Annotated in this window: 23 protein-coding genes and 1 pseudogene; 17 read left to right on the top strand and 7 right to left on the bottom strand. The window is 69.4% G+C overall.

Annotated elements, in window-relative coordinates:
- The first annotated feature begins 30 nt into the window (after window positions 1–30).
- A pseudogene (locus AB0333_RS14465) lies at window positions 31–1,025 on the top strand (bile acid:sodium symporter).
- 10 nt (window positions 1,026–1,035) lie between these two features.
- Here AB0333_RS14465 and AB0333_RS14460 read toward each other — a convergent pair.
- The 4 genes from AB0333_RS14460 to AB0333_RS14445 form a co-directional block, all read right to left on the bottom strand.
- On the bottom strand, window positions 1,036–2,055 hold the full coding sequence (locus AB0333_RS14460) for a cation transporter (RefSeq protein WP_366219395.1): 1,020 nt from the start codon (window positions 2,053–2,055) through the stop codon (window positions 1,036–1,038).
- Window positions 2,052–2,552, bottom strand: a complete 501-nt coding sequence (locus AB0333_RS14455) for a transporter substrate-binding domain-containing protein (protein ID WP_366219394.1) — start codon at window positions 2,550–2,552, stop codon at window positions 2,052–2,054. Before AB0333_RS14455 ends, AB0333_RS14460 begins: the two co-directional genes overlap by 4 nt.
- Before the next feature lie 68 nt (window positions 2,553–2,620).
- Window positions 2,621–3,940, bottom strand: coding sequence for a histidine kinase (locus AB0333_RS14450; RefSeq protein ID WP_366219393.1), 1,320 nt, complete (start codon window positions 3,938–3,940; stop codon window positions 2,621–2,623).
- Window positions 3,941–3,945: 5 nt separating this feature from the next.
- Window positions 3,946–4,629, bottom strand: a complete 684-nt coding sequence (locus AB0333_RS14445) for a sensor domain-containing protein (RefSeq protein WP_366219392.1) — start codon at window positions 4,627–4,629, stop codon at window positions 3,946–3,948.
- A 101-nt stretch (window positions 4,630–4,730) separates the two neighbouring features.
- Between AB0333_RS14445 and AB0333_RS14440 the strand changes: the two genes are divergently transcribed.
- Window positions 4,731–5,432: a response regulator transcription factor gene (locus tag AB0333_RS14440; protein ID WP_366219391.1), complete on the top strand. Its 702-nt coding sequence runs from the start codon at window positions 4,731–4,733 to the stop codon at window positions 5,430–5,432.
- Between the two features lie 88 nt (window positions 5,433–5,520).
- On the opposite strand, the gene AB0333_RS14435 is transcribed toward AB0333_RS14440, so the two are convergent.
- Entirely contained in the window at window positions 5,521–6,906 is a 1,386-nt protein-coding gene (locus AB0333_RS14435) for a M14 family zinc carboxypeptidase (protein ID WP_366219390.1), read from the bottom strand.
- Window positions 6,907–7,043: 137 nt separating this feature from the next.
- Between AB0333_RS14435 and AB0333_RS14430 the strand changes: the two genes are divergently transcribed.
- From AB0333_RS14430 to mftF, 5 genes are all read left to right on the top strand, one after another.
- The gene (locus tag AB0333_RS14430) at window positions 7,044–8,108 is read left to right on the top strand and encodes a hypothetical protein (RefSeq protein ID WP_366219389.1); all 1,065 of its coding nucleotides are present in this window, start codon (window positions 7,044–7,046) and stop codon (window positions 8,106–8,108) included.
- Between the two features lie 229 nt (window positions 8,109–8,337).
- Complete coding sequence (locus AB0333_RS14425) at window positions 8,338–8,619, top strand: DUF4282 domain-containing protein (protein ID WP_366219388.1); 282 nt, start codon at window positions 8,338–8,340, stop codon at window positions 8,617–8,619.
- Window positions 8,620–8,789: 170 nt separating this feature from the next.
- A complete protein-coding gene (locus AB0333_RS14420) occupies window positions 8,790–10,349 on the top strand; it encodes a DUF222 domain-containing protein (protein ID WP_366219386.1) in 1,560 nt (519 codons plus the stop codon).
- Window positions 10,350–10,378: 29 nt separating this feature from the next.
- On the top strand, window positions 10,379–12,007 hold the full coding sequence (locus AB0333_RS14415; RefSeq protein ID WP_366219385.1) for a GMC family oxidoreductase: 1,629 nt from the start codon (window positions 10,379–10,381) through the stop codon (window positions 12,005–12,007).
- On the top strand, window positions 12,004–13,524 hold the full coding sequence (gene mftF, locus AB0333_RS14410; RefSeq protein ID WP_366219384.1) for a mycofactocin biosynthesis glycosyltransferase MftF: 1,521 nt from the start codon (window positions 12,004–12,006) through the stop codon (window positions 13,522–13,524). Before AB0333_RS14415 ends, mftF begins: the two co-directional genes overlap by 4 nt.
- 28 nt (window positions 13,525–13,552) lie before the next feature.
- Here the strand turns inward: mftF and mftE are convergent, their stop codons facing one another.
- A complete protein-coding gene (gene mftE, locus AB0333_RS14405) occupies window positions 13,553–14,239 on the bottom strand; it encodes a mycofactocin biosynthesis peptidyl-dipeptidase MftE (RefSeq protein WP_366219383.1) in 687 nt (228 codons plus the stop codon).
- Complete coding sequence (gene mftR / locus AB0333_RS14400) at window positions 14,226–14,972, bottom strand: mycofactocin system transcriptional regulator (protein WP_366219382.1); 747 nt, start codon at window positions 14,970–14,972, stop codon at window positions 14,226–14,228. The genes mftE and mftR overlap by 14 nt, the downstream gene beginning before the upstream one ends.
- 153 nt (window positions 14,973–15,125) lie before the next feature.
- Here mftR and mftA point away from each other — a divergent pair, with 153 nt between their 5' ends.
- The 10 genes from mftA (at window position 15,126) to AB0333_RS14350 (ending at window position 23,711) form a co-directional block, all read left to right on the top strand.
- A complete protein-coding gene (mftA, locus tag AB0333_RS14395) occupies window positions 15,126–15,227 on the top strand; it encodes a mycofactocin precursor MftA (protein WP_366219381.1) in 102 nt (33 codons plus the stop codon).
- Between the two features lie 26 nt (window positions 15,228–15,253).
- Window positions 15,254–15,550, top strand: a complete 297-nt coding sequence (gene mftB / locus AB0333_RS14390; RefSeq protein ID WP_366219379.1) for a mycofactocin biosynthesis chaperone MftB — start codon at window positions 15,254–15,256, stop codon at window positions 15,548–15,550.
- 16 nt (window positions 15,551–15,566) lie between these two features.
- Window positions 15,567–16,823 carry a mycofactocin radical SAM maturase gene (gene mftC / locus AB0333_RS14385; RefSeq protein WP_366219378.1) on the top strand — a complete coding sequence of 419 codons (1,257 nt, stop codon included), beginning with the start codon at window positions 15,567–15,569 and terminating at the stop codon, window positions 16,821–16,823.
- 108 nt (window positions 16,824–16,931) lie between these two features.
- Entirely contained in the window at window positions 16,932–17,768 is an 837-nt protein-coding gene (locus tag AB0333_RS14380; protein WP_366219377.1) for a mycofactocin-coupled SDR family oxidoreductase, read from the top strand.
- 18 nt (window positions 17,769–17,786) lie between these two features.
- Window positions 17,787–18,635, top strand: coding sequence for a mycofactocin-coupled SDR family oxidoreductase (locus tag AB0333_RS14375; RefSeq protein WP_366219376.1), 849 nt, complete (start codon window positions 17,787–17,789; stop codon window positions 18,633–18,635).
- A 78-nt stretch (window positions 18,636–18,713) separates the two neighbouring features.
- Window positions 18,714–19,544: a mycofactocin-coupled SDR family oxidoreductase gene (locus AB0333_RS14370; protein ID WP_366219375.1), complete on the top strand. Its 831-nt coding sequence runs from the start codon at window positions 18,714–18,716 to the stop codon at window positions 19,542–19,544.
- Window positions 19,545–19,551: 7 nt separating this feature from the next.
- Window positions 19,552–20,541, top strand: coding sequence for a MoxR family ATPase (locus AB0333_RS14365; RefSeq protein WP_366219374.1), 990 nt, complete (start codon window positions 19,552–19,554; stop codon window positions 20,539–20,541).
- A 27-nt stretch (window positions 20,542–20,568) separates the two neighbouring features.
- Window positions 20,569–21,513: a VWA domain-containing protein gene (locus AB0333_RS14360; protein WP_366219373.1), complete on the top strand. Its 945-nt coding sequence runs from the start codon at window positions 20,569–20,571 to the stop codon at window positions 21,511–21,513.
- Window positions 21,514–21,568: 55 nt separating this feature from the next.
- On the top strand, window positions 21,569–22,849 hold the full coding sequence (mftD, locus tag AB0333_RS14355; RefSeq protein ID WP_366219372.1) for a pre-mycofactocin synthase MftD: 1,281 nt from the start codon (window positions 21,569–21,571) through the stop codon (window positions 22,847–22,849).
- 121 nt (window positions 22,850–22,970) lie between these two features.
- Window positions 22,971–23,711, top strand: coding sequence for an IclR family transcriptional regulator (locus AB0333_RS14350; protein ID WP_366219371.1), 741 nt, complete (start codon window positions 22,971–22,973; stop codon window positions 23,709–23,711).
- Window positions 23,712–23,719: the final 8 nt, after the last annotated feature.

Here is a 23,719-nt window from a genome sequence, read left to right as displayed (position 1 = left end):
CTAGCCGTCCGTCCTGCGATGCTGGAGGGCATGGGAGAACGAGCGGTGGGTCGAGTGGCAGTCGCCGTTCCGTGGTGGGAACGGCACCAGGTGGTGCTGTACGTGGCAGCGCTGCTGGCCGGGGCCGGCGTCGGGCTCCTGGTCCCGGCCGTGGCCGGACCGGCGGGACACGCGATCAATCCGGTGCTCGGACTGCTCCTCTACGCCACCTTCCTCGCCGTCCCGTTCCCGCGGCTGGCCGGGGCCTTCCGCGACGGCCGGTTCCTGCTGACGGTGCTGCTGGTGAACTTCGCAGTGGTCCCCCTTGTGGCCTTCGGGCTGTCCCGCCTCGTGGCGTTCTCCCCGGTGCTGGAGGTCGGGGTGCTGTTCGTGCTGCTGACCCCGTGCGTGGACTATGTCATCGTCTTCACCCGTCTGGCCGGTGGTGCGGCGGACCGCCTGCTGGCGGCCACGCCACTGCTCATGCTCGCCCAGATGGCGCTGTTGCCCGTCTACCTGCGGCTGATGGTGGGGAGAGATTCCTCCAGACGGTCGACGCCGGCCCCTTCATCGAGGCCTTTGTCCTCCTCATCGTCCTGCCGCTGGCCGCGGCGTGGCTCACCCAGACGGCCGCCGCTCGCTGGCGTGCCGGGCGATGGCTCCGGGACGGGGCGCTCGCGGCCATGGTGCCGCTGATGATGGCGACCCTGGCCGTGGTGGTCGCGTCCCAGATCCACGACGTCGGCGCCCACCTGGGCGGCCTGCTCGCCGTGGTCCCGGTGTTCCTGGCGTTTGCGGTCGTGATGCTGCTCGTCGGCCTGGCCGCCGGCCGACTGACCAGACTGGACGCCCCGGGCCGCCGGGCGGTGGTGTTCAGCGGAGTGACCCGCAACTCGCTCGTGGTGCTGCCGCTGGTCCTCGCCCTGCCGGCCGCCTTCGACCTCGCACCGCTCGTGGTGGTGACCCAGACCCTGGTGGAGCTGGTGGTCATGGTGCTGCTGGTCAGAGCCCTTCCCCTGCTGGACCGGGACCGTCTCCGGGACTGAGGCCGGAGCCTCAGCGGGCCGCCCGGCCGCCCTCGGACTGCTTGTCCCGCTCGACTCCGCCGTGGACCTCGGCGGGCAGCTCATCCACGAGGGCCACCACCACGTCCTCCAGCTTCCAATCCAGATCGACGATGCCCTCGGCCAGCTCGCGCAGGCGCGCCGGGGACTGAGCCGCACCCTCGCGGGGGACGACGAACATCTCCGTGTGGAACACGTGCCCCTCGTCCCGGACCCGGGCCCCGGCATCCAGGACCCAGTCGAGGGACCGGGCGTAGTCCTCGGCTCGCGCCACCAAGGGGTGTGGATCCTCGCCCGTGATGGTCCGGGCCCGGGCGTCGGCCAGGTCCGTGATCGCGGTGATCACGTTCGTGATGCCGTCCTTGACGATGCTCAGCCCGATGAAGATGGCAGCGGCCGCGTCGAACCACCACCACCCCAGTCCCAGGCCGGCCACGCCGATGGCGGTGCCCAGGCTGGTCCGCCAGTCCGCCTTGAGCATGTCCGCATCCGCATAGAGGACCTTGTTGTGCAGCTCGGTCGCCACCTGCATCTTCAGGCGGCCGAGGATCACCGGGACCGGGATGAGGAGCAGCATCAGCGCGATCATGAACCAGCCCTGCCACACGGTCTGGCCGAAGAGGTGGAAGGTGCCGATCGGCGGATGCTCACCCTGGAACAGTCCCATCGCGGAGTCGCCGATCAGATACACACCCATCACCAGCAACGCGACGGCGGACACGAGATGGCCCACGCCCACGGCCCGGTGGTTTCCGTAGGGGCGCCGGAGCGTAGGCCGGTTGTTCACGACCCTGACGGCCACGAGGAAGGCGATCGGGGGGACGAAGGCGAGCATGTCCTCGATCCACGCGGCCTTCATGGCCTGGGAACTGCCCATGACCAGGGCGATCAGCGAGACCGTCACCGCCAGGTAGCCGATGGTGATCCACTGGAGACGCAGGGCCCGGCGCAGGGACCTCTGCAATGCGGGGGAGAGCTCGGTGTGCCCGAAGCGGCGATCGGTCTGGTTCACGGAGTGACCCCCGGGTGGCGCTCGTCGAGGAACCGCTCGAGCTCACCGAGCATCTGGTTCTCACCCAGCGGGAGGGCCAGGACGAGGTTGACGGTCTCGCCGTCCGGCCCGGTGTCCTCGGCATAGGAGCGGGTCAGGGCCGCCTGGGAGGACCAGGGCGACTGGTCGGTCAGCCCGCCGGCCATCAGGTCCACGTCCCCGGTCTCGAGGGCCGTGATGAGGGCCTCCTCGCCGGAGACGGTCCATTCGATCTCCGCGTCGATCTCCTCGGCGAACGCCTGGATGAGTTCCACCTCGCTGCCGGAGGGCTCGGCGCCGGTGGCGTCCACGTACGGGGGGTGGTGGACCACCCCCACGGACAGCGTGCCACCCGAGACATCGTCAAAGGTCCCGTCCGGGTCGGCCGGATAGGCCGAGGACGTGCAGCCGGTCACCGCCAGGGCCACCGCGGCCCCGAGGAAGCCGCTGGTCATGGCGGCTTTCCTGGACATGTTCATGGGTCCTCCTTCTCCTGGGCCCACTGTAAGGAGAACCGTCCCCCGGTGGCTAGTTCCGGCGCAGGCGGCTACAGCGGCAGCCGGGCCTTCACGGCGAAACCGCCCTCCGGCGTCGGGCCGGCCTTGACCGTGCCGCCCAGCGCGGTGACGCGCTCGCGGATGCCCTTCAGGCCGAGGCCGGCGCCCGGCGAGGCGACGAACCCGCCACGGGCGGCCGGTCCGTTGGCGATGCGGATCCCGATCTGGTCTCCCACCGAGACCTGCACGCGGATGGCGGCGCCGGGCGCGTGCCGGAGGGCGTTGCTGATCGCCTCCTGCACCACCCGGTAGGCGGTCAGGCCCGTGGCCGGAGGGACGACGGCGGACCAGTCACCGGCCGCGCTCGCCGCCCCGAGGACGCCGGTGCCGGGTTCCGCGGTCGCCCCGCCCTGCGGAAGGAGTTCCGGATCGATCTCCAGTCCCACCTGGGCCCCGGAGGAACGGGTGGTGGCCACCAGCCGGGGGATGTCTGCGATGGTCGGCTGGGGTGCGGTGTCGGCGGCATCGTCGCCGCGCAGGATGGCGAGCAGCCCGCGCATCTCGGTCAGCGCGCGGCGGGAGGAGTCGGCGATCGAGTCGAACTCGCCCCGCGTCGGCTCATCCATGCCGGGTAGACGGTAGGGGGCGGTGGTGGCCTGCACGGAGATCACGGACATGGAGTGGGCCACCACGTCATGCAGTTCCTGGGCGATGCGGTTGCGCTGCTGCAGTTCGCGGCGCTTGGTCTCCTCCTCGGCCGTGAGCTGGCGTTCATGGTCCAGTTGATTGCGGCTGGCCAAGAGGACCCGCAGGGCGCTGCCGACGGCCAGCGCGCCGCCGGTGAGGGAGGCCACCATCGTGACGTTGGAGAGCACCCTGCCGGGGGGAAGCCCTGTGTCCGGGATCAGTGCGAGTCCGAGCCCCCCGACCACAGCACCGGCGAGCCAGGCCGCGGCCCCGAGCCGCCAGGGATGGCGGAGCGCGAGCACTAGGACGAGCAAGACGTAGGCGATCAGGGTGGTGACGGGCCACGGCCACGGGCCGGAGTCCGGGTCCACAGCGGACATCGTGCCCAGGGCCGCCGCCAGTCCCACACCGATCGCGGGCAGGGGGCGCCGCACCGCGAGCGGGAGTGCGGCGGCCTGGGCTACGGCGAGCACCATGGCGATCGCCACGTGGGTGTGGTGGACGGCGGCGAGGACGGGCCAGCCCGTGGCGATCAGGATCACGGCGGCGCAGGACGTCAGCAGCCAGGCCCAGCCACTGCGCGAGAAGCTGGCCCGGGCGGGTGACGATCCAGGGGGACGTGCCTCACCCGAGAACGGCGTGGAGGAGACGGACGAGGGAGCAGACGGCTCGGCGGCGCGCATGGCGTTCACGCTACCCGGGCGCCGGACGGCATCGGATACCCCGACGTCGGCCCGGCGCCGAGTGCGGCCGTCGTCGTGGTGGCGTCCAGCAGGGCCAGCCCGCGCATGACGGCGGGCAGGGTGAGCAGGAAGAGCACGCCGACCAGGAAGTTGAAGACGGACTCGACCGCAAAGCTGGTGGCCACGGCATCCGGGATGGCCCCGCCGGTCAAGGCCTCGAGCATGCCGGCGGCCAGGGGATACTCCTGCTCGCCGCGGGGAAGGTAGTGGCCCCACAGGACGTAGGTGGTCCCTCCGAGGGCACCTGCCGTCCAGGTCACGGAGACCACGAAGGTGAAAGTGCGCACCGGGAAGGCGATGAGGGTCTCGAAGAGCAGGTCCAGCCAGCGCCGCGGGTCGGTGAGGTAGCGGAGGGAGCCGGTGACTCCGGAGCCGCCACGGCGGTAGTCGGGCTGGTCAATCCGGCCGCCCCAGACCCGCACCCTGCGGCGGGACAGCTCGGCGAATCCGGTGGCCATCAGCAGCGCGAGGGGCAGCAGCCAGACCCCGATCCAGATGACGGCGGTGCCGAGGGCGAGCGTGAACAGGGGAACGAGCAGGACGAAGGCGAACAGGGAGACGAAGAATCCGGGCAGGACGAAGGCGTAGTCACGGCCGAGGCGGGTAAGGACGGAGCGTGTGGTGTTCATGGTGGCGAAGCTACGGAGCCGGCCGTGCCGGGACATCACCCAGCAGGGTGAACGTGGGGGCTACGTGAGGGCTACGTCGGTGTGCCGGATACCCTGGTCGGGTGAGCCAGAGACCTGCGGAGCCGTTCTCCGCCAGACACCCGATCCGCATCCTCATTGTGGATGACCAGGCCATGGTCCGCCAGGGCTTCGGGGCCCTGCTGGACGCGCAGGAGGACATGACCGTCGTCGGGAGTGCACAGGACGGTGCTGAGGTGGTGGACCTGGTCAAGCGGTCCCGGCCGGATGTGGTGCTGATGGACATCCGGATGCCGGTGGTCAATGGGCTGGACGCCACGCGTGCGGTCTTCGCGATGCCGGGGGACACTCACCCGAAGGTGATCATGCTGACCACCTTCGACGCGGACGAGTACGTCTTCGCCGCCCTGCAGGCCGGCGCCAGCGGTTTCCTGCTGAAGGACGCCACCGCCGAGGACCTCGCGAACGCCGTGCGGGTGGTCGCGGCCGGGGAGGCCCTGCTGGCGCCGTCGATCACGCAGAAGCTGATCGCGGACTTTGTCAGCCGGCCGGTGGCGCGTCAGCCGGATGTGACCGTGCTGGGGGAGCTGACCGAGCGCGAACTGGAGGTCATGCGGCTCGTGGCCACCGGACGGTCCAATGCGGAGCTGGCCGGCGAGCTGTTCCTCTCGGAGCAGACCATCAAGACCCATGTCTCCCGGATCCTCGCCAAACTCGGCCTGCGGGACCGGACGCAGATCGTGGTCACCGCCTATGAGTCGGGGCTGGTCAACGCGGGGCAGTGAAGGACCGCAAGAACGGGTCCGCCCGATGCCGGCCACCCGGGTGGGTGGCCGGCATCGGGCGGCACTATCACCAGAGGACCGACTCGTCTCAGCAGTCGTCCAGCGGGGTGGCCTCCGTCAACCCGTACTCGGCGCGCTCATCGAGCAGCAGCGGGATGAGCGTCTTGCCGGGCTGCGCCATGGTGACGAAGGCGCCCTCGGCGTTCTCCTCCCACGCGATCTCGTGCAGGTCCAGGGTGGACCCCACCTCGGACAGCTGCGCCTCGGTCAGCTGATATCCGCACATGGGGTGGGGCTCCGCGCCGTCACTGGTGGTCGGGAGCATATTGTCCTGGCCGCTGAAGTAGACGACGCCGGCCTGGTCGGCACCGGCCTGGGTGGCACGTTCGGCGGCCTGGGCCGACTGGCGGGCGAGCCGGTTCCGGTTCTCCGAGATCATGGCCAGCGAGCCGACGGCGCTCGAGTACTGCACATCCACGGCACGGCGGTTCGCCAACAGGGGATCGTTCTCCTCCTCCGGGGTCACCGGGCCCTGCGCCGCCTCCGTCAATTGCCCGGTGATGTGCTTCAGGCCCGTGTAGTTGCGCAGGATCCTGGCCTGGTGGTCACCGGCCACCTGCTGGAACGGCTCACCGTCCTTGACCAGGAGGCCGTAGATTCCGCTGGTCATGCCATTGGCCTCGATCTGTGCCCCCGTGTAGTTGTTCACCATCCGCTCGGACAGATCATGGATGGTGGAGTCCACGTTCCGGTTCCGCGGCCACAGGATCAGGGCCTGCGTGTCATAGAACTCGCGCGGGCCGAACTCGTGGAGGTCGTTGAGGACGTCTGGGTTCCAGTCCCGCATGACCGTGGCCAAGGCCTGAGCCTCCGGTGTGGCCAGAGCAAGGAAGTCCCGGTTGATGTCCACATCGTCGGCGTTCTCCCGGGTGTCGGCCTCCCAGCCGTCCGGGTTGATGAAGGTGAAGCCCACCGTGGTCTTGTTCAGCAGCCGCTTCCACGCCGGATCCTTGGTGGTGCTCAGGTCCCGGGCCAGCTGGAGACACCCCTCCCGCCCGGAGGGCTCATCACCGTGGATCGAGCAGTTGAACAGGATCATGGAACCGTCGGCGACCTCCTCCTGCGAGGCCGGTGCCGGGGAGCCGACGGTGACGAGGTTGAGGGGCCGGCCCTCCACCGACTCGCCCACCTGCTGCAGGGCGACGCGCTTGCTGGCCGCATCGAGGTCCTCCAGGAAAGTCTGCGCCTCCTCGACCGTGGTCCAGTTCGCCCCGTTGCTGGCCTCGAACGGTGTCTGCAGGCCTCGTGATGGAGCCGCGGTCAACGACCGTTCCAGAGCTTGAGAGTCGGCCGTGGCGGCCGTTGCCGATGCCTCGGACGCGTCCGGTGCGGCGGCCGTTGGGCCGGCCACCAGTGCCGTGCCGGCCAGGGCCAGCACGCAGCCGACAGCGGTGAGTCTTTTCTTGTGTCCCATGGGAAATGCCCCCCTCCTTGGTTGAGCCCGGGCCCGGTAGGACGTCCTCGCCCCCGGGCTCAGCCTCTTGAACCCGGCCAGTAGATGTGACGCGTTCAGGGAACGTCAAGGTTTAGTCTGTGGCGAGGAGGCAGACCATGACCACGTTGTTCCTCATCCACGGGCGGGGCCAGCACACTGCTCCAGGTATCCCGCCTGGTCAGGTCGCAGAGCATGCGGAGGCCCTTCGCCGCCGGTGGCTGCAGGCCCTGAACACCGGCCTTCACGACGCCGGCCGGCCGCCGATCCCGGACCTCGCCCCGGTGCTGTTCCCCTTCTACGGCAATGCGTTCCGCGACGCGGTCGCCGAACGCGAGGGCTCCGGCCCGGGGCCGGACCTCGCCCGCTGGAGTACCGGCGAGCCGTTGCCCGCCGACGTGCAGGCGGTCTGCGAGGTCAAAGCCGGCTTGGTCCATGACGTCACCGAACACCTGCGGTTCGACCCGGACTCTGCATCCCTTCACACCGAGTACCTTCACTCCGAGTCCCTCCACCCCGCGGCCGGTGAGCCGACCGACCGGGGTGTCCCGGCCGGCGTCGGGCGTCCGTGGTGGGAACTGGACGAGCTGCTGAGGGTGCCGTGGTTGCGAGCGGCGCTGCAGTTCCTGGCCGAGAGGGCGGGGGTCTCCGCTCGGGTGATCGAGGAGTACTTCACGGACGTGGCCTACTATCTGGGCTGCGCCGAGGTGCGTCAGACCGTGCTGGCGATCGTGGAAAGGGCGCTCGCGGCTGTTCCACAGGGCGAGCCCGTGGTGATGGTCGGGCACAGTCTGGGCAGCGTGGTCGCCCACGACGCGCTGACCCGGGGCGCTCAGGGACGACCGATCACCCTGGTGGCGACCACCGGTAGTCCGCTCGGACTGCCAGTAGTACAACGGCATCTGCTCGGGGGTGCGGTCAGCGTGGACGAGGGACCCGCACCCGTGCCCGCGGTGGTCCCGGCCCGGCGTTCAGCCTGGGTGAACGGCTATGACGTGCGTGATGTGGTGGCGATCCTCAACCCGCTGGGCCCCCGCCTGCGGCAAGCCGTGGCCGGGCAGGTCCGGGACGTGCGGGTCAGCACCGGTGACGAGCCGCATGCGGTGATCGGGTACCTCGAAAATGCGGCGGTGGCGGAACCGATCGGCCGGGCCGTGCTCTCCGGATCGCCAGCTTCCCGGTGAGCGTCCACGGCGCCTTCACACTGCTGAACGGCAGTCCTAGGGTGAGGGTATGCGGTGCACCTGATGCACATGATCTCCCTGATCCGCCATGGTGCACCCGGTTCGTTACTGGAGGTGCGAGATGGTTGTCTCCCATGATTCGCGGCCGGCAGCTGGCCGGCAGGATCACACCAGCCACGTCAGTCCGTATCGCCACCCCGGGCAGGCTCCCCCAGAGACGCATGGGCCGATGACCCTGTTCCGGGCCCTCTTCGAACTGGACGGCGACCAGCGGATGTCGAGGGGTGTGGCCCGTGCCATCTATGCCGTGGTGGTGGTGGGGATCGTGGTGACCTGGGTGGCTGCGGTGGTCCTCGGGTTCAGCCAGGGGACCACGCTGGGGATCCTGGCCCTGCTGCTCGGCTGGGTTCCCGCCGTGCTCTGGATAGCGTGTGCCCGGATCATCCTGGAGTTCTCGACGGCCATGGACGCCCTGATCGAGCGGCCCGCCGGCGGCCGTGCCGCGCACTAGAAATCGCTCTCGATTCTGCGCCCTTCACGCGAGTCTGCGCCCTTCACGCGATTCTGCGCCCTTCACGCGAGGTCCATCACGTGGCGCCCATGAGCGACCAGAAGACGCGGATGTCCACAGGCCCGCCGGGTCCGGCTTAACGTGTCCGGGCCTACTCATAGGGTCAGAACATGGAAGAACTCCCGTGCATCGCCTCGACCCTCGGCTCCGCCGACGCGGACGTCGGTGACGCCTGCGCGAGTACCAGAAGCACCCGCAGCGAACCACCGGCGGAGGTGACCGGGACTCTGTTCGGGCAGGTGAAGAGTTCCGAACAACTCACAGAAATCCGGGAGACCCTCGCGGGGATGGCCTCTGCCGGAACCGAGGTTGAGGCCATAGACCGGATCCGGGTCCTGGAGTCCCTCAAGGCGACGTGCGCGGCACTCCAGGCCCGCGAGGCGGTGGCCTTGGACCGTCTGCGCCGGACCCGGGAATCGGCAGAAGGAATGCCGGCCGATCAACAGGGTCGCGGAGTCGGAGATGAGGTGGCACTCGCCCGGCGGGAACCGGCACAACGGGGCGGGCGCCACATCGGCCTGGCCCGGGCCCTCTGCCATGAGATGCCGCATACCCTCCGCGCCCTGACGGACGGTGAGATCTCCGAGGAACACGCCACGGCCATGGCACGCGAGACGGCGTGGCTGCCGGTGGAACACCGCCGGACCGTGGACGCGCTGATGTCCTGCCGCCTGGGTCCTATCGGCGTGAAGAAGCTGGCCGCTGAGGCCCGGGCCCATGCCCAGCGTCTGGACCAGGAGTCCGCCGTCGCCCAGCTGGAGCGGTGCAGGACCGAACGCCGGGTCTCCGTCCGTCCGGCCACCGGCGGCATGGCCTACCTGACGGCCTTGCTGCCGATGCCCCAGGCCGTGGCGGTGTACGCGAATCTCCACCGGGACGCCAGCACCGCCGTGGGGGTGGGCGATGAGGCGGGGCGGACGCGGGACCAGATCATGGCCGACCTCCTGGTGGAACGCGCCACCGGGCAGTCTTCGGCGCCGGCGATCCCCACGGAGATCCACCTGGTGATGACGGACGCCTCGTTGTTGGATGGTGACCCTACCTCCGGCTGGTTGCCCGGCCAGGGGCCGATCCCAGCGGAACAGGCCCGGCAGATGGTGGCTGACCCTGAAGCCGAGGTCTTCCTCCGTCGGCTGTTCACGGCACCGGAATCCGGGCAATTGGTGGCCATGGACTCGAAAGCCCGGGTGTTCCCGCCGCTCCTGCGCAGGATGCTCGTCCTGCGGGACGACGTCTGCCGCACGCCGTGGTGTGAGGCGCCCATCCGGCACGCCGACCATGTGAAGCCGCATAGCGAGGGCGGCCCGACGGGCTTCAACAATGGCTCGGGACTGTGCGCGCGGTGCAACTACACCAAGCAGAACGCCGGCTGGCGTCACGAGGCCACCCCTGACGGACTGGACGTCATCACCCCCACCGGCCACCGCTATGGGAACCGGACATCGCCCCTCCTCAGCCGAATGTATCGATCTCGTCATGAGAGACCAAGGCATTCGAGTGTCCCCGAGGCGCGTGCCGCTGCCGTCCTGTCCGGCTGGAACACCGCGAGGACACTGGCGCGACTCTCCATGGCGGCCGCCCTGTCCGGGCCTGACCATCGGCTGGAACTCCGTGGGGTCGGCTCCAACCCGACCGGGCACGATTTCTCGGGTAGGAGGCTGCGGTTCTGAGTCTCCTCCATGACTACGATGAACGCACTATGACATCACGTCCCGTGGGCGCTCGCGCTGGATCCCCTGACCCACCCGAGGCGGCACGTGGACTGACCGCCGATGTCATCGTGGTCGGTGCCGGCGCGGCCGGATGTGCGGCGGCCGCCGCCCTCGCTGAGGATCCGGACCTGCGGGTCCTGCTCGTGGAGGCCGGCCCGAGGAACCGCAACCCCCTGGTGGCCGTGCCGAAGGGCTTTGTGCGGACCATGTTCGACCCGCGGATCAGCCTCGAGTACCCGGCGCTCGCGGCCCAGGAACCAGGCCCCGCGGACGTGTGGCGGCGGGGCCGGGGCGTCGGCGGCTCCACGCTCATCAACGGCACCATGTACCTGCGCGGCGAGTCCCATCTCTACGGCGGCCTGGCGAAACGCCTCGGCCCAGACTGGTCCTGGTCTGCCTTCGGACGGGCCTTCGATCACCTGGAAGAAGCCCTGCCCGTCCCCGCGCCCCGGGCCGAACCGTCGTCTGGACCGCCGTCCGAGGTTCTGCGGGCCCTGATCGCCGGCCTCGGGGAGACCGGGGTGCCGTTCGTGCCGGACGTGCGCGCCGCCGTCGGGCCCCGGGTGGGACGCACCCCAGCCACCATCAGCGGCGGGATGCGGCGGAGTGCAGCCACGTTGTTGCGACCAGGACTCCGTGCGGGAAACCTGAGAGTGCTCACGGGGCAGACGACCGTGCGGGTGCTGACCGCCGGTGACCGCGCGGTCGGCGTGGAGACGGCCCTCGCAGACGGCAGTCGCATCCGTCACAGTGCCCGGCGTCAGGTGGTCCTCACCGCGGGGACGTTGGAGACACCGCCGCTCCTGGAGCGCTCGGGCATCGGGGACCCGGACCGGTTGCAGCACCTCGGGATCGACACTGTCGTCTCAGCGCCGCGGGTCGGTGAAGGTCTCAAGGAGCAACGCGGGGCCACCGTTAAGGCTCGGATCCGCCCCGGACTCGGGCTCAACGGCCGGCTCGGGACCACGCGAGGACTGCTCGGTGCCACTGCCCAATACCTGGTGACCCGATCGGGGCCCCTCGCCTCCGGCCCCTACCCCCTCGCCGCCTCTGTGGACTCGACCGGCGGGAACCGGCCGGATCTGCAACTGCTGCTGACTGACATCTCGACGGACGGCACGGGCCTGGCGCCCGCGGACCATGCCGGACTGATGATCCAGGCCTATGCCCTCAGCCCGTACTCCACCGGCTCGGTCCACGCGGTGAGCACCGACCCCCACCGGTCCCCGCACGTCCGTGCACCTTTGCTCGAGGATTCCCGCGACCGGGCGGCCGCCGCCCGTGCCCTGACGGCGGCCCGCGCCGTGCTCGCCGCACCGGCGCTCTCGGGCGTGGTCCTCGAGGAGGAGTTGCCGGGTGCCAGTGCCCCCGACGGTGACGACGAGGCCGCCGCCTCCTTCGTCCACACCTCCGGCGGCGGGATTTACCACGCCGTGGGGACCTGCGCGGCCGGTGGATCGGACGCGGTGGTGGATGAGCGCCTGCGCATCCGGGGCATCGACGGCCTGCACGTGGCCGACCTCTCCGCCGTGCCCACGCACCCGTCCGGGGGGACAGCCGCGGTGGCCATGGCACTGGGGCTCCTGGCCGGGATCCGGATCAGGGAGGGCCGATGACGGCCATCGTCCGGACCCAGGGCTCCTATACCCGCCGCCACGGCGAACTGGTGTTCGGCGGGTCGCCGTGGGGATTGGCCCGACTGTCCGCTCCGGCCCGTCCCTTCGCCAAGACGGTCCTGAGTCGCGGCTCGGGGGAGGCCGAGCCGGTCGACGATGTGGAACGTGCCACCGCACGACTGCTCGTGGACCGCGGTCTGGCCCTGCCTGTCCACCCGCCTCGGCGGCCCCGTCCGGACGAGGTGGAGGTGATCGTGCCGGTCCACGGTTCGGCCGTGCCCCTGGCGCGTCTCCTCCCGGCCGTGCACGGATATCGCGTGACCGTGGTGGATGACGCCTCGGCCGTGGCCGACGCCCGGGACATCGCACGGGTCTGTGCGGACCACGGCGTGCGCCTGGTGGTCCTGCCCGAGAACGTCGGACCCGGGGGCGCCCGCAACGCCGGTCTGGCCGCGTCCAACGATTCACCGGGGGCGCCGGCCGACTTCGTCGCGTTCCTGGACGCGGACACCGTGCCCACCGAGGGCTGGCTGGACGTCCTGCTTCCCCACTTCGACGACCCGGCGGTGGCCGTCGTCGCTCCCCGGGTCCGCGGCACCGTGACCGGGGCCGGCCGCGGCACCGTCCTGGAACGGTTCGAGTCCCGGCGCGGCGGACTCGACCTCGGGTCCCAGGCGCGGCGCGTCGCTCCCGGTGGCCAGATCGGCTATGTCCCCACCGCCGCCCTGCTCGTGCGGCGCTCGGCTCTGCCTGATCCGCCCTTCGAACCCGGGCTGCGAGTGGGGGAGGACGTCGACCTGATCTGGCGCCTCGTCGCAGCCGGCCACACCGTCCGGTACCTGCCAGCCGCCGAGGTCCATCATGGGGTCCGCTCTGGACTGGCGGAGTGGTCACAGCGTCATGCCGCCTACGGGACCTCGGCCGTCCCGCTCGAGGACCGGCACCCTGGCCGGCTCGCCCCAGTGACCTGGGGCTGGCCCGGCCTGGTGATGCTCCTTGGGAGCCTGGTGGCTGTTGGTGGTCGGGGGCCGGTGCGCCGGATGGGCGTGGTGGTCGCCGCGGGCGGTGCGGCGGTCCAGCTCGGCACCAGCGTCCGCCGCTTCCACCGCCAGGGTCTGCCCGTCTCCGGCGGCGCCGAGGTGGCCCTGCTCGGACTGCGGTCCGAGGTCACTGCCGTCGGCAACGCCCTGCGCCGCGAGTGGTGGCCGCTCGGGGCCGCAGCGCTCGTGGTGTCCGTGGCGCCGGCGAGCCGGGCGCGGCAGGTGGCGCGCGCCGTCGTCGTGCTGGCCCTGGTTCCGACGATGCCGGACACCCTGCAGGCCGCCCGGCACTGGGTTCATGACCGTGTCAGCCGGGACGGCACGGCGCGCGACGCCGGTGCAGCCCTCGATCCCGTGCGGCACCTGGTCCTCCGACTCGTGGCGGACGCGGCCTACGGTACCGGCGTGCTCCGCGCCGCGGTGCGGTCCCGGCGGTGGGCGGTGCTGCGCCCGCGGCTGCGCCAGCGGGCGACTTAGGCTCTGCTATCCCGGCGGCTGCTGCGGCCTATCCCGTGAGGCCGTCGAACGCGGCGAGGGCCCGGTCCCGGAGCCGGGCGAAGAGGTCCGCTCCCTCGATGGCGCTGGCTCCGGTCGGATCACCGAGCACGCCGTTCGGGCTGACGTCACGCACCCCGTGCGCCATCATCTCGGCGAGGAGCTCTCGCACGGGCGTGGTGTTGCCGGGTTCGGCGTGCTCCAGCCGCACCCGATCCGGGGTCAGGTGCAGCATCAGCGAGGTCTCCGTCCGTCCGGCGTGGGCGTCCATTCCCGGCAGGCCCAGATGGTGGGGGAGGAGTCTGCGCCCTTCGGCCGTGCACAGTTCGGCTGCGGACCGGAGGGCTTCCACATTGCCGCCGTGGCCGTTGACCACCATGACTGCTGAGAACGTCGGAGTGGAGCTGCGGACCGCCTCGACGATGAGCTGACGTAGGGCGTCGCTGCCGATGGACAGCGTGCCGGGGAAGTCGGCATGTTCCCCACTGGCGCCGATCGGGAGGGTCGGGGCGAGGGCCGCACGAGGCCGGGCAGCCGCCACGGCGGTGGCCACCGCCGTGGCGGTGACGGTATCCGTGTCCAGGGGAAGGTGCGGACCGTGCTGCTCCAGCGCTCCGACGGGGAGCACGAGCACCGGGGCCGCGCCGCCGAAGGTCTGTGGGTGGATGTCCGGCCAGGTGGCGTCAGCGAGTCTCATCGGCGTTCTCCTCGTGAAGGGTCGCGGTGCCCGTGGTGATCCGGTGCTGCTGTCCGTGGGCGGGTGTGCGTGCGGACGCGTGGACAGGCGTGGTGGAGAGGTGGGCGGTCAGTTGCGCGGCGACGCCCTGCTCCAGCCGGTCCAGGTCCACGATCGCGGCGAAGGCGGTGTCGATGAAGGTCGAGAGGTCGGTGTCGGGCGAGGGAATCCACTGTCGATAGGCGGCGACGGCCGCGCTCAAGGCGACCTCACCGACCAATTCTGGAACGAAGGACGTGGGATCCAGATCGAGGCGTCGAGCCGTGAACTCCGCGATGACCCGCCGCCAGTCCAGGAATTTCACGAGCGACCGGGCGATCAGCTCGGGCTCTGTGAGGATGAGTCCCAGGCGCGCGCGGTGCTGGTCGACGGCGTCCGGCGGGACGCGGTTGAAGTCCACGACGGCTTGGCGCACGGCGGCCATCAGGGGGATGTCATCCGGCATCAGGGCCAATTCTCCGCGCAGCCGTTCGACCTCCCGGCCGAAGTCGCCCCAGGGCAGGTCCGCCTTCGTTGGGAAATAGCGGAAGAAGGTCCGGCGGGACACTCCCGCCGCCTCGGCGATCTGTTGGACCGAGACGTTCTCATACCCGAGGCGGGTGAAGAGCTCCACGCCGATCTCGGCCAGCACGTCATGCGTGGTGGCACGGGGACGGCCCAGCGCACGGTCAGGCGTCTCGTGGTTCTCGGTCAAGGTCCCTCCTCTCACGTCCAGGAACTCTCACTTCCAGGAAGATTGTTCACCAGGTTGTGAACGATCCATTGCTTTGGCACCCAGTGTCATTTAGTCTCCCATCATGTGAGTGATTCAGCTCACATCTTTTCAGTACTTTCCCGGGAGGAATCTATGGATCAGTCCAGCACCCACGCCCAGAGCACTGACCCCGAGGTCACAGCGGACGACCTCGTCGAGGACGTCTCGATCGACGGCATGTGCGGGGTCTACTGACCTTGGCCACCACTACACACCCGGCTGTGGATCCGGGATCGGGGCTCGGCCTCGATCCCGGGAAGGCCTGGATCCTGAATCCTCGCGTGGCGGTGCGGCCTGAGCCCTTCGGGGCCCTGCTTTACCACTTCGGCACCCGCCGCCTCAGCTTCCTCAAGGACACCCGACTCGTCGACCTGGTCACGGCCTTGGCCGACTTCCCGAGCGTGGACGCGACGTTCACCGCCCTGGATATCGAGGAGAAGGCACGTCCCGGCTACGTGTCAGCCCTGCAACGACTCGCCGACACGGACATGCTGCTGCCGTCCACCGACCACGACTGAATCCCTGGAGTTTGCCTTGACCCTCGCGCCCGAGCGCCGCCCGACCCTCACCGACCACTTCGAACGCGGTCTCGATTCCCCGATCTGCCTGACCTGGGAACTGACCTACGCCTGCAACCTGAGCTGTTCGCACTGCCTCTCCGCCTCCGGGCGCCGCGATCCGAACGAGTTGTCCACCGAACAGTGCAAGGAGATCATCGACGAGCTCCAGCGGATGCAGGTCTTCTACGTCAACATCGGCGGCGGCGAGCCGACCGTCCGCTCCGACTTCTGGGAGATCGTCGAGTACGCCACCAGCCACGACGTGGGCGTGAAGTTCTCCACCAACGGGGTGCGCATCACGCCGGAGGCCGCGCAGCGGATCGCCGACAACGGCTACATCGACGTGCAGATCTCCCTCGACGGGGCCACCGCGGAGGTCAACGACGCCCTGCGGGGCAAGGGCTCCTTCGACCTCGCGGTCCGGGCGATGCAGAACCTGAAGGATGCCGGGGTCGAGGGGTTCAAGATCTCCGTGGTCATGACCCGGCACAACATCCCGCAGCTCGACGAGTTCAAGGCCCTGGCGGACGAGTACGGTGCCACGCTGCGCATCACCCGCCTGCGACCCTCCGGACGTGCGGTGGATGTCTGGGATGACATCCACCCGCGACCCGAGCAGCAGCGCGAGCTCTACGACTGGCTGGTGGCCCACGGCGAGGGGGTGCTGACCGGTGACTCGTTCTTCCATCTCTCGGCTTACGGACAGACCCTGCCGGGCCTGAACCTCTGCGGTGCCGGGCGCGTGGTGTGCCTGATCGACCCGGTCGGTGATGTCTATGCCTGCCCCTTCGCGATCCACGATGAGTTCAAGGCCGGCAACACGGTGACCGACGGCGGCTTCGCGGCCGTCTGGCGGGGTGCCGAGCTGTTCACCGAGCTGCGCGAGCCACAGACGGGCGGGGACTGCGCGGGGTGTGAGTTCATCGACACCTGCCGCGGCGGATGCATGGCCGCGAAGTTCTTCACCGGCCTGCCGCTCGACGGACCAGACCCTGAATGCGTGCGCGGTCTCGGCGAGGACCTCCTCCAAGGTCGGGAGGCGGACCTGGAGTTCCCACGGCCCAGCGTCGACCGGTCACACCGGACCTCACCGCCCCGCCCACGCTCGAAGTCCCGCCCGGTGCCGGTGAGCATCGGCATGGGCGCACCCGCACGCCCGCCAGTCAGTGCCTGCGAGATCGACCCCCTGGCCGGATTCGTGCCCCCTGCCTCCGAGGCCTCCTCGTCCTGACCGGATCCCCCTCCGCCATCACCGCACATCTGAATCACATCCAGCTCCATCCACCGTCACACCACCCCCACGGCAATCAGAACGGCAATCAGACTAAGGAGTCACATCATGGGTGCACGTCTCGAAGGCAAGGTCGCGTTCATTTCCGGAGGAGCACGGGGGCAGGGCAGAAGCCATGCCGTGCGTCTCGCGGAGGAGGGCGCCGACATCATCACGTTCGACATCTGTCAGGACGTGGAATCGAATCCCTATCCCGGCCCGCGTGCCGAGGACCTGGCGGAGACGGTCCGTCAGGTCGAGGCGCTGGACCGGCGCATCATCGCCCGCCAGGCCGACGTCCGCGACTTCGCGGCCGTCAAGGCCGTCGCGGACGAGGGTTTCGCTGAGTTTGGGCGACTCGATATCGTCTCCGGCAATGCTGGCATCCTGGGCGAGGTCAATCAACTGGCGGACCAGTCCGAAGACGGCTGGCAGGAGATGATCGACATCAACCTCACCGGCGTCCGCCACACGGTCAAAGCTGCCCTTCCGCACCTTCGTGTCGGTGGCAACGGCGGCGCGATCATCCTCACCAGCTCGACGGCGGGTATTAAGGGCTACGCCAATATGGCGCACTACGTCGCCGCCAAGCATGGCGTAGTCGGCCTGATGAAGACACTGGTGCTTGAACTGGGCAAGGAAAACATCCGCGTCAACACGATCCACCCCACCCAGGTGGACACGGACATGATCCAGAACGAGGCGATCTACAAACTGTTTGTCCCCGGTAAGGACAATCCCGGCCGGGAGGACTTCGCAGAGGTCTCCCGGACTATGCAGGCGCTGGACGTCGACTGGGTCGAGGCCCGGGACATCTCGAACGCGCTGCTATTCCTCGCCTCCGACGAGGCCCGCTACATCACCGGTCAGCAGCTCAAGGTCGACGCCGGCCAGACGAGCCTCTAAACAGAAGGGAAATTGATCATGGGTGCACGTCTCGAAGGCAAGGTCGCGTTCATTTCCGGAGGAGCACGGGGGCAGGGCAGAAGCCACGCAGTGCGTCTCGCGGAGGAGGGCGCCGACATCATCACGTTCGACATCTGCCAGGATGTCGAGCACGTCCCCTACGCGGGCCCCACCGCCGAGGACCTGGCGGAGACCGTCCGTCAGGTCGAGGCCCTGGACCGGCGCATCATCGCCCGCCAGGCCGACGTCCGCGACTTCGCGGCCGTCAAGGCCGTCGCGGACGAGGGCTTCGCCGAGTTCGGCCGTATCGACATCGTCTCGGCCAATGCCGGGATCTCTGGCGAGATGGCTGAAGCAGACGTCATGTCGGAAGGCGGCTGGCAGACGATGATCGACATCAACCTCACCGGGGTGTGGCACACGGCCAAGGCCGCGATCCCGCACCTCAAGGCCGGCGGCAACGGCGGCTCGATCGTCCTCACCAGTTCTCTGGCCGGCCTCAAGGGCATGGGCAACATCGCCCACTATGTCTCGGCCAAGCACGGAGTGGTCGGCTTGATGCGGACGCTCGCCCTCGAGCTGGCCCCGCACAGCATCCGCGTGAACTCCATCCACCCGACCCAGGTGGACACCCCCATGATCATGAACGAGGCCACGAAGAAGCTGTTCCGCCCCGACCTGGAGAACCCCACCGACGAGGATTTCGCCGCGACGTCCCAATCCATGAACTCGCTGCCCATCCCGTGGGTCGAGCCGGTGGACATCTCCAATGCCCTGCTCTTCCTCTCCTCTGAGGAAGGCCGCTACATCACCGGTGTCCCGCTGCCCGTGGATGCCGGCGCCGGCCTCAAGTCCGTTATCTTCTGAGCCCGTCGCCTCACCTTTTACCGCTCTCGGCACCATAACCGCATCACGAGACAGGAGTCATACACCATGACAGGACGTATGAAAGGCAAGGTCGCCTTCATCACCGGCGCTGCCCGCGGGCAGGGCAGGAGTCACGCCATCCGGCTGGCTGAGGAGGGCGCGGACATCATCGCCGTCGACCTCTGTGCCCCGGTGGACAGCCTTGACGGGTTCTACGAACTGCCGGGAGAGGACGAGCTTCAGGAAACCGCGCGACAAGTGGAGGCGCTGGACCGTCGCGTGGTGACGCGCGTCGCAGACGTGCGCGATCTCGACGCACTGAAGTCGGCGGTCAACGATGGCGTGGCTGAACTCGGGGCCGTCAACGTCATCGTCGCCAATGCGGGGATCTTCACCTTCGGGGCGAACACGCATGAGATCAGCGAGACGTCGTGGAAAGACATCCAGGACATCAATCTCACGGGCGTGTGGCACACCTACGCCGCGGCTGCCGAGCATCTGATCAAGGCCGGCAAGGGTGGTTCCGTCATCATCATCTCGTCTCTAGCCGGATTCAAGGGACTGGCGAACGTCGCTGCCTATACCACTGCGAAGCACGGCGTTGTCGGTCTGATGAAGGTCCTCGCGAATGAACTGGGACCACACGGCATTCGCGTCAACACCATCCATCCGAACTCGATCGACACGCCCATGGTCAAGAACGAGAGCGCGTACCGGCTCTTCCGGCCGGACCTGGACGAACCGAAGGCGTCTGACGCCGAAGCAGCATTTGCGGGCTTGAACCCCTTCGGGAAGGCCTGGATCGAGCCCATTCACGTGTCCAACGCGGTACTGTGGCTCGCTTCCGATGAGTCGTACTACGTCTCCGGCGGCCAGATTCCGGTCGACGGAGGCGCGGCGATCAAGTAGGAAGAGCATGAGCATCCAGTCAACGGGCCTGCGGGACAGCAGCCACGTGACCCGCGTCCGTGAGAGCCTCGGCCACCGCGTCGTCGGCCGCGAACGTGAACTCGACCTGGTCCTCGCCGCGGTGGCGGCCGGGCGGGACATCCTGCTGGAAGGCCCCCCGGGGACGTCCAAGTCCACGATCCTGCGAGCCATCGCCGAGGAATGGGGCATCCCCTTCGTCCTGGTCGAGGGCAACGCGGACCTGACCCCGTCGAAGCTCCTCGGCGGGCATGACCCCGCCCGTGTCCTGCGGGAGGGGTACCGGGATGAGAATTTCGTGGACGGCCCACTCGTGCGGGCCATGCGCGAGGGCGGCTTCCTCTACATCGAGGAATTCAACCGCGCGCCGGATGACACGCTCAACACGCTGCTGACGGCCATGGCGGAGCGCCAGGTCACGATCCCGCGGATCGGAACCATCACGGCGCAGCCGACCTTCCGCATCATCGGATCGATGAATCCCTACGACAACGTCGGGACCACCCGATTGTCCACCTCGGTGCATGACCGGTTCAACCGCCTTGTCCTCGGGTACCAGGATGCCGCGGCGGAGCACCGGATCGTGGCTTTGCGCACCGGCTTCGGGCCCGACGGCGGCCAGGAGGTCCCAACGCGGCTCGCCTCGGCGTTGGTCTCGGACGCCGTCGCCCTGACCCGGGCCACCCGGGAGCACGAGGACACCCGCCAGGGCAGTTCGGTGCGGGGAGCCATCGACCTGGCCCTGGTGGCCGCCCAACTGCTGAAGCTGCATGGCCTGGACACCCCGGGTGAGGGGCGGGTGAGCGCGGAGGACACCCCGCGACGCCGCTATGCGGACGTCCTCCTGGACGCCGCCATGGTCTCCCTGTCCGGGCGCCTCCACGTGGACGAGGCCGCGGGGACAACCCCGGAGCGGGTGCTGCGGGAGATCTGGGAGGACCACTTCATCCTGAGACCCGCGGCGGCTGAGCCAGGTTGAAGGCAGATCGAGGACGAAGCTCCCATCGTGCGCCGGACGCAGGAGGCACCGGGCCGGCGTCGCAGGCCGAAGTTGCTCGAGGAGGACCCGACGGTCTTCGAGCCGGCCACCGGCGAGGGTGGGGGGCAGGTGCTGACGGCCAGCGGTGCGGGCAAAGACGCCACCGCCCGGGTCCGGGGAACGGCCGCACCGGGGGAGACCGGCGAGGACAGCAGGGTCATCGACCTGGAGGACCTGGACGAGCACGCGGACCGGGAAGCACTGCGTCGGGCACGCGAAATCGCCCTGTCCTTGGCGATTCCCCAGCCGCCGCGGCGGGCGACGGCGCGGCGTGGACTGGGCGACCTGGAGCAGCTCCCGTTCCGGGGCAGTGCCGAGGACATCGACCTGGAGGCGACGGTGGAGAACCTCGTGGCCAAGCCGGTCCCGGAACCCTCGGACATCGTGGTGCGCGAGCGCATCCGGCAACGCCGGGCGATGGTGCTGCTCCTCGATGTCTCGGGCTCGATGCGCGGGGAGAGGGTCCGCTCGGCCGCGGCTGCCGTGGGCGCCATCGTGGGGGAGTTCGCCCGGGACGACCTGGCCGTGATCGCGTTCTGGTCCGATGCCGCCCGCATCGCACCGATGGGCCAGGCCGGCACCCCGGGTGGGATCCTCGAGACGCTCGTGCGCATCCCGGCACGCGGGCTGACCAATGTGGAGCATCCCCTGCGCCTGGCCCGGGACGAACTCGCCAGGGTTCCCGCGGCGGAGGGCCGTGTGCTGCTGCTGTCCGACTGCGTCCACAACGCCGGACCGGACCCCCGCTCTGCGGCCGCCAGCCTGCCCCGGCTGGACGTCCTCCTCGACACGTCGGGGGAGAAAGACGTGGACCTCGGGCGCGACCTGGCCCGGCTCGGGCGAGGACGGCTGGAGACCGTGCGTACCTTTCGGGACCTGCCGCGGGCCCTGTCGAGGATCCTGAGCCCGTGAAGTTCATCCTGATCAACAACGACCAACGATACCCAACAGTGAGGACGGCATCACCATGACCAATCCGTGGTTCGAGAGCGTGGCGGAGGCCCAGCGCCGGGCGAAGAAGCGCCTTCCGGCGTCCGTGTACATGGCCCTGGTGGCCGGTTCGGAGCGCGGCATGACCGTGCAGAACAACATCGACGCCTTCGCCGAGCTCGGCTTCGCGCCCAAGATCACGGGCAACCCGCTCGCACAGGACACCCGAACCACCATCATGGGAGTGCCCGTCGAGTCGCCGGTGATGATCTCTCCCACCGGGGTCCAGGCTGTGCATCCCGAGGGTGAGATCGCGGTCGCCCGGGCGGCGAACAACCGGGGCGCGGCCATGGGGCTCGGGGCGTACTCCTCCAAGGCCATGGAGGATGTGATCCCCGAGAACCCGGGCCGGACCTTCTTCCAGCTGTACTGGTCGGGTGGCCGTGACCAGATGCTGGCGCTCGCGCAGCGTGCCAAGGACGCCGGGGCGGCCGGACTGATCATCACCCTCGATTGGACGAACGGTTACGGCCGGGACTGGGGCAGCCCGGAGATTCCGCAGGAGATGAACCTCAAGGCCATCCTCAAGTACGCCCCGGAGATCATCGCCGGCGGCAAGTTCGGCTACGCCCTGGACTGGGCCAGAACCCTGCGCCCGCCGGAGCTCTCCGTGCCGAATGCCGTGCCGAAGGGTGAGCCGGCGCCCGGATTCTTCGAGGCCATGGGCTGGTGGCGCCAGACCGAGATCCCCTCGTGGGATGACATCGCCTGGTTGCGCCGGCAGTGGGACGGGCCGTTCATGGTCAAGGGCATCACCCGGGTGGACGACGCCAAGGCCGCCCGGGACGCCGGTGTCACCGCCGTCTCCGTGTCCAACCACGGCGGCAACAACCTCGATACGACGCCGGCCACCATCCGGCTGCTGCCCGCCGTCGCGGAGGCCATTGGCGAGGACGTCGAGGTGTACCTCGACGGCGGCATCCGCCGCGGCTCCCACGTGTACAAGGCCCTGGCCCTCGGAGCCCGCGGGGTGCTGATCGGCCGGGCCTACCTGTGGGGCATGAGCGCCAACGGGCAGGCCGGGGTGGAGAACGTCCTGGACATCATGAAGGACGGCCTGAAGGCGGCCATGATGGGCAACGGCCATGCGACCCTGACCGAGATCTCCGCCCAGGACCTGCTCATCCCGCCGGGCTTCGCCATCACCGCCGGCGGCGACGAGGGCCACGTCTGGGGCGCTCCGGCCCTGGGCTCCTCCGCCATCGAAGGGGCTGCCGGCGGGCTGGGTCCAGCCACCCGTCCACGCCTGAGCTTCTGACCCCCGCAGTACTTCTGAGCTGGGCGTTTGCCCCGGGGCGCTGGCGATCCGCCTCGGCGACTATCGTGTGATGGGAGGCACACGAGGAGGAGGAGTCCTGGCTGGCGAGGATCAACGAAGCATGCTGTCCAGGATGGCGTCCATCCTCCGAGCCTTCGAGCGGGGCGCGGAGGAACTGACCGCCACCGAAGTCAGCCGCCGAACCGGGCTTCCGGCCTCCACCTGCCACCGGATCATGCGTTCCCTGGCCGAGGAGGGAGTGCTGGAGATCGGCGAGGGGCACCGCTATCACGTGGGCCTCTGGTTGTGGGAGGTGGCCGCCCACGCGCCACGGTCCGGCGGTATGCAGCAGGCGGCACTGCCGTTCATGCAGGACCTCATGGACATCACCGGCCACCCGGTCCACCTGGCCGTGCGCGACGGCTCGCAGGCCGTCTTCATCGAGCGGATGTCCCATTGGCGCGCGCGGAACTCCCGGCCCTACATCGGAAGCCACTACCCGCTGCACCTGACCTCGGTGGGCCTGATGCTGCTGGCCCACGCGCCCACGGAAGTCCAGGAGGACTACCTGACGGGCCGTCTGGAGCAGCGGACGCCCTTGACCGTCACCAGTCCTCAGGAACTGCGGCGGATGCTGGCCTCGATCAGGTCACGCGGCTTCGCCGTCAGTGACCGCCAGGTCGTCATGGACGCCATCTCCGTGGCAGCGCCGATCCGTGACACCCACGGCCAGGTCATCGCGGCCCTGTCCGTCAACACGCCCCTGGGGAGCCTGAAGGAGCAGACCATGGCCCATGCCGTCCAGACGACCGCCTTGGCCATCACGAGGTCCATGGCACTGAACGTCCAGATGAACCGCTAGATTCGGCA

The organism is Citricoccus sp. NPDC079358, from assembly GCF_040702545.1.
Lineage (GTDB): Bacteria > Actinomycetota > Actinomycetes > Actinomycetales > Micrococcaceae > Citricoccus.
This window is presented reverse-complemented; position numbering and strand designations above follow the sequence as displayed.

Bases quoted from the DNA above. Each gene is read 5' to 3' on its own strand.
- AB0333_RS14455 (WP_366219394.1), bottom strand. From the start codon at position 2,552: ATGAACATGTCCAGGAAAGCCGCCATGACCAGCGGCTTCCTCGGGGCC.
- AB0333_RS14450 (WP_366219393.1), bottom strand. From the start codon at position 3,940: ATGCGCGCCGCCGAGCCGTCTGCTCCCTCGTCCGTCTCCTCCACGCCG.
- AB0333_RS14445 (WP_366219392.1), bottom strand. From the start codon at position 4,629: ATGAACACCACACGCTCCGTCCTTACCCGCCTCGGCCGTGACTACGCC.
- AB0333_RS14435 (WP_366219390.1), bottom strand. From the start codon at position 6,906: ATGGGACACAAGAAAAGACTCACCGCTGTCGGCTGCGTGCTGGCCCTG.
- AB0333_RS14430 (WP_366219389.1), top strand. From the start codon at position 7,044: ATGACCACGTTGTTCCTCATCCACGGGCGGGGCCAGCACACTGCTCCA.
- AB0333_RS14425 (WP_366219388.1), top strand. From the start codon at position 8,338: ATGACCCTGTTCCGGGCCCTCTTCGAACTGGACGGCGACCAGCGGATG.
- AB0333_RS14420 (WP_366219386.1), top strand. From the start codon at position 8,790: ATGGAAGAACTCCCGTGCATCGCCTCGACCCTCGGCTCCGCCGACGCG.
- AB0333_RS14415 (WP_366219385.1), top strand. From the start codon at position 10,379: ATGACATCACGTCCCGTGGGCGCTCGCGCTGGATCCCCTGACCCACCC.
- mftF (WP_366219384.1), top strand. From the start codon at position 12,004: ATGACGGCCATCGTCCGGACCCAGGGCTCCTATACCCGCCGCCACGGC.
- mftE (WP_366219383.1), bottom strand. From the start codon at position 14,239: ATGAGACTCGCTGACGCCACCTGGCCGGACATCCACCCACAGACCTTC.
- mftA (WP_366219381.1), top strand. From the start codon at position 15,126: ATGGATCAGTCCAGCACCCACGCCCAGAGCACTGACCCCGAGGTCACA.
- AB0333_RS14380 (WP_366219377.1), top strand. From the start codon at position 16,932: ATGGGTGCACGTCTCGAAGGCAAGGTCGCGTTCATTTCCGGAGGAGCA.
- AB0333_RS14375 (WP_366219376.1), top strand. From the start codon at position 17,787: ATGGGTGCACGTCTCGAAGGCAAGGTCGCGTTCATTTCCGGAGGAGCA.
- AB0333_RS14370 (WP_366219375.1), top strand. From the start codon at position 18,714: ATGAAAGGCAAGGTCGCCTTCATCACCGGCGCTGCCCGCGGGCAGGGC.
- AB0333_RS14365 (WP_366219374.1), top strand. From the start codon at position 19,552: ATGAGCATCCAGTCAACGGGCCTGCGGGACAGCAGCCACGTGACCCGC.
- mftD (WP_366219372.1), top strand. From the start codon at position 21,569: ATGACCAATCCGTGGTTCGAGAGCGTGGCGGAGGCCCAGCGCCGGGCG.
- AB0333_RS14350 (WP_366219371.1), top strand. From the start codon at position 22,971: ATGCTGTCCAGGATGGCGTCCATCCTCCGAGCCTTCGAGCGGGGCGCG.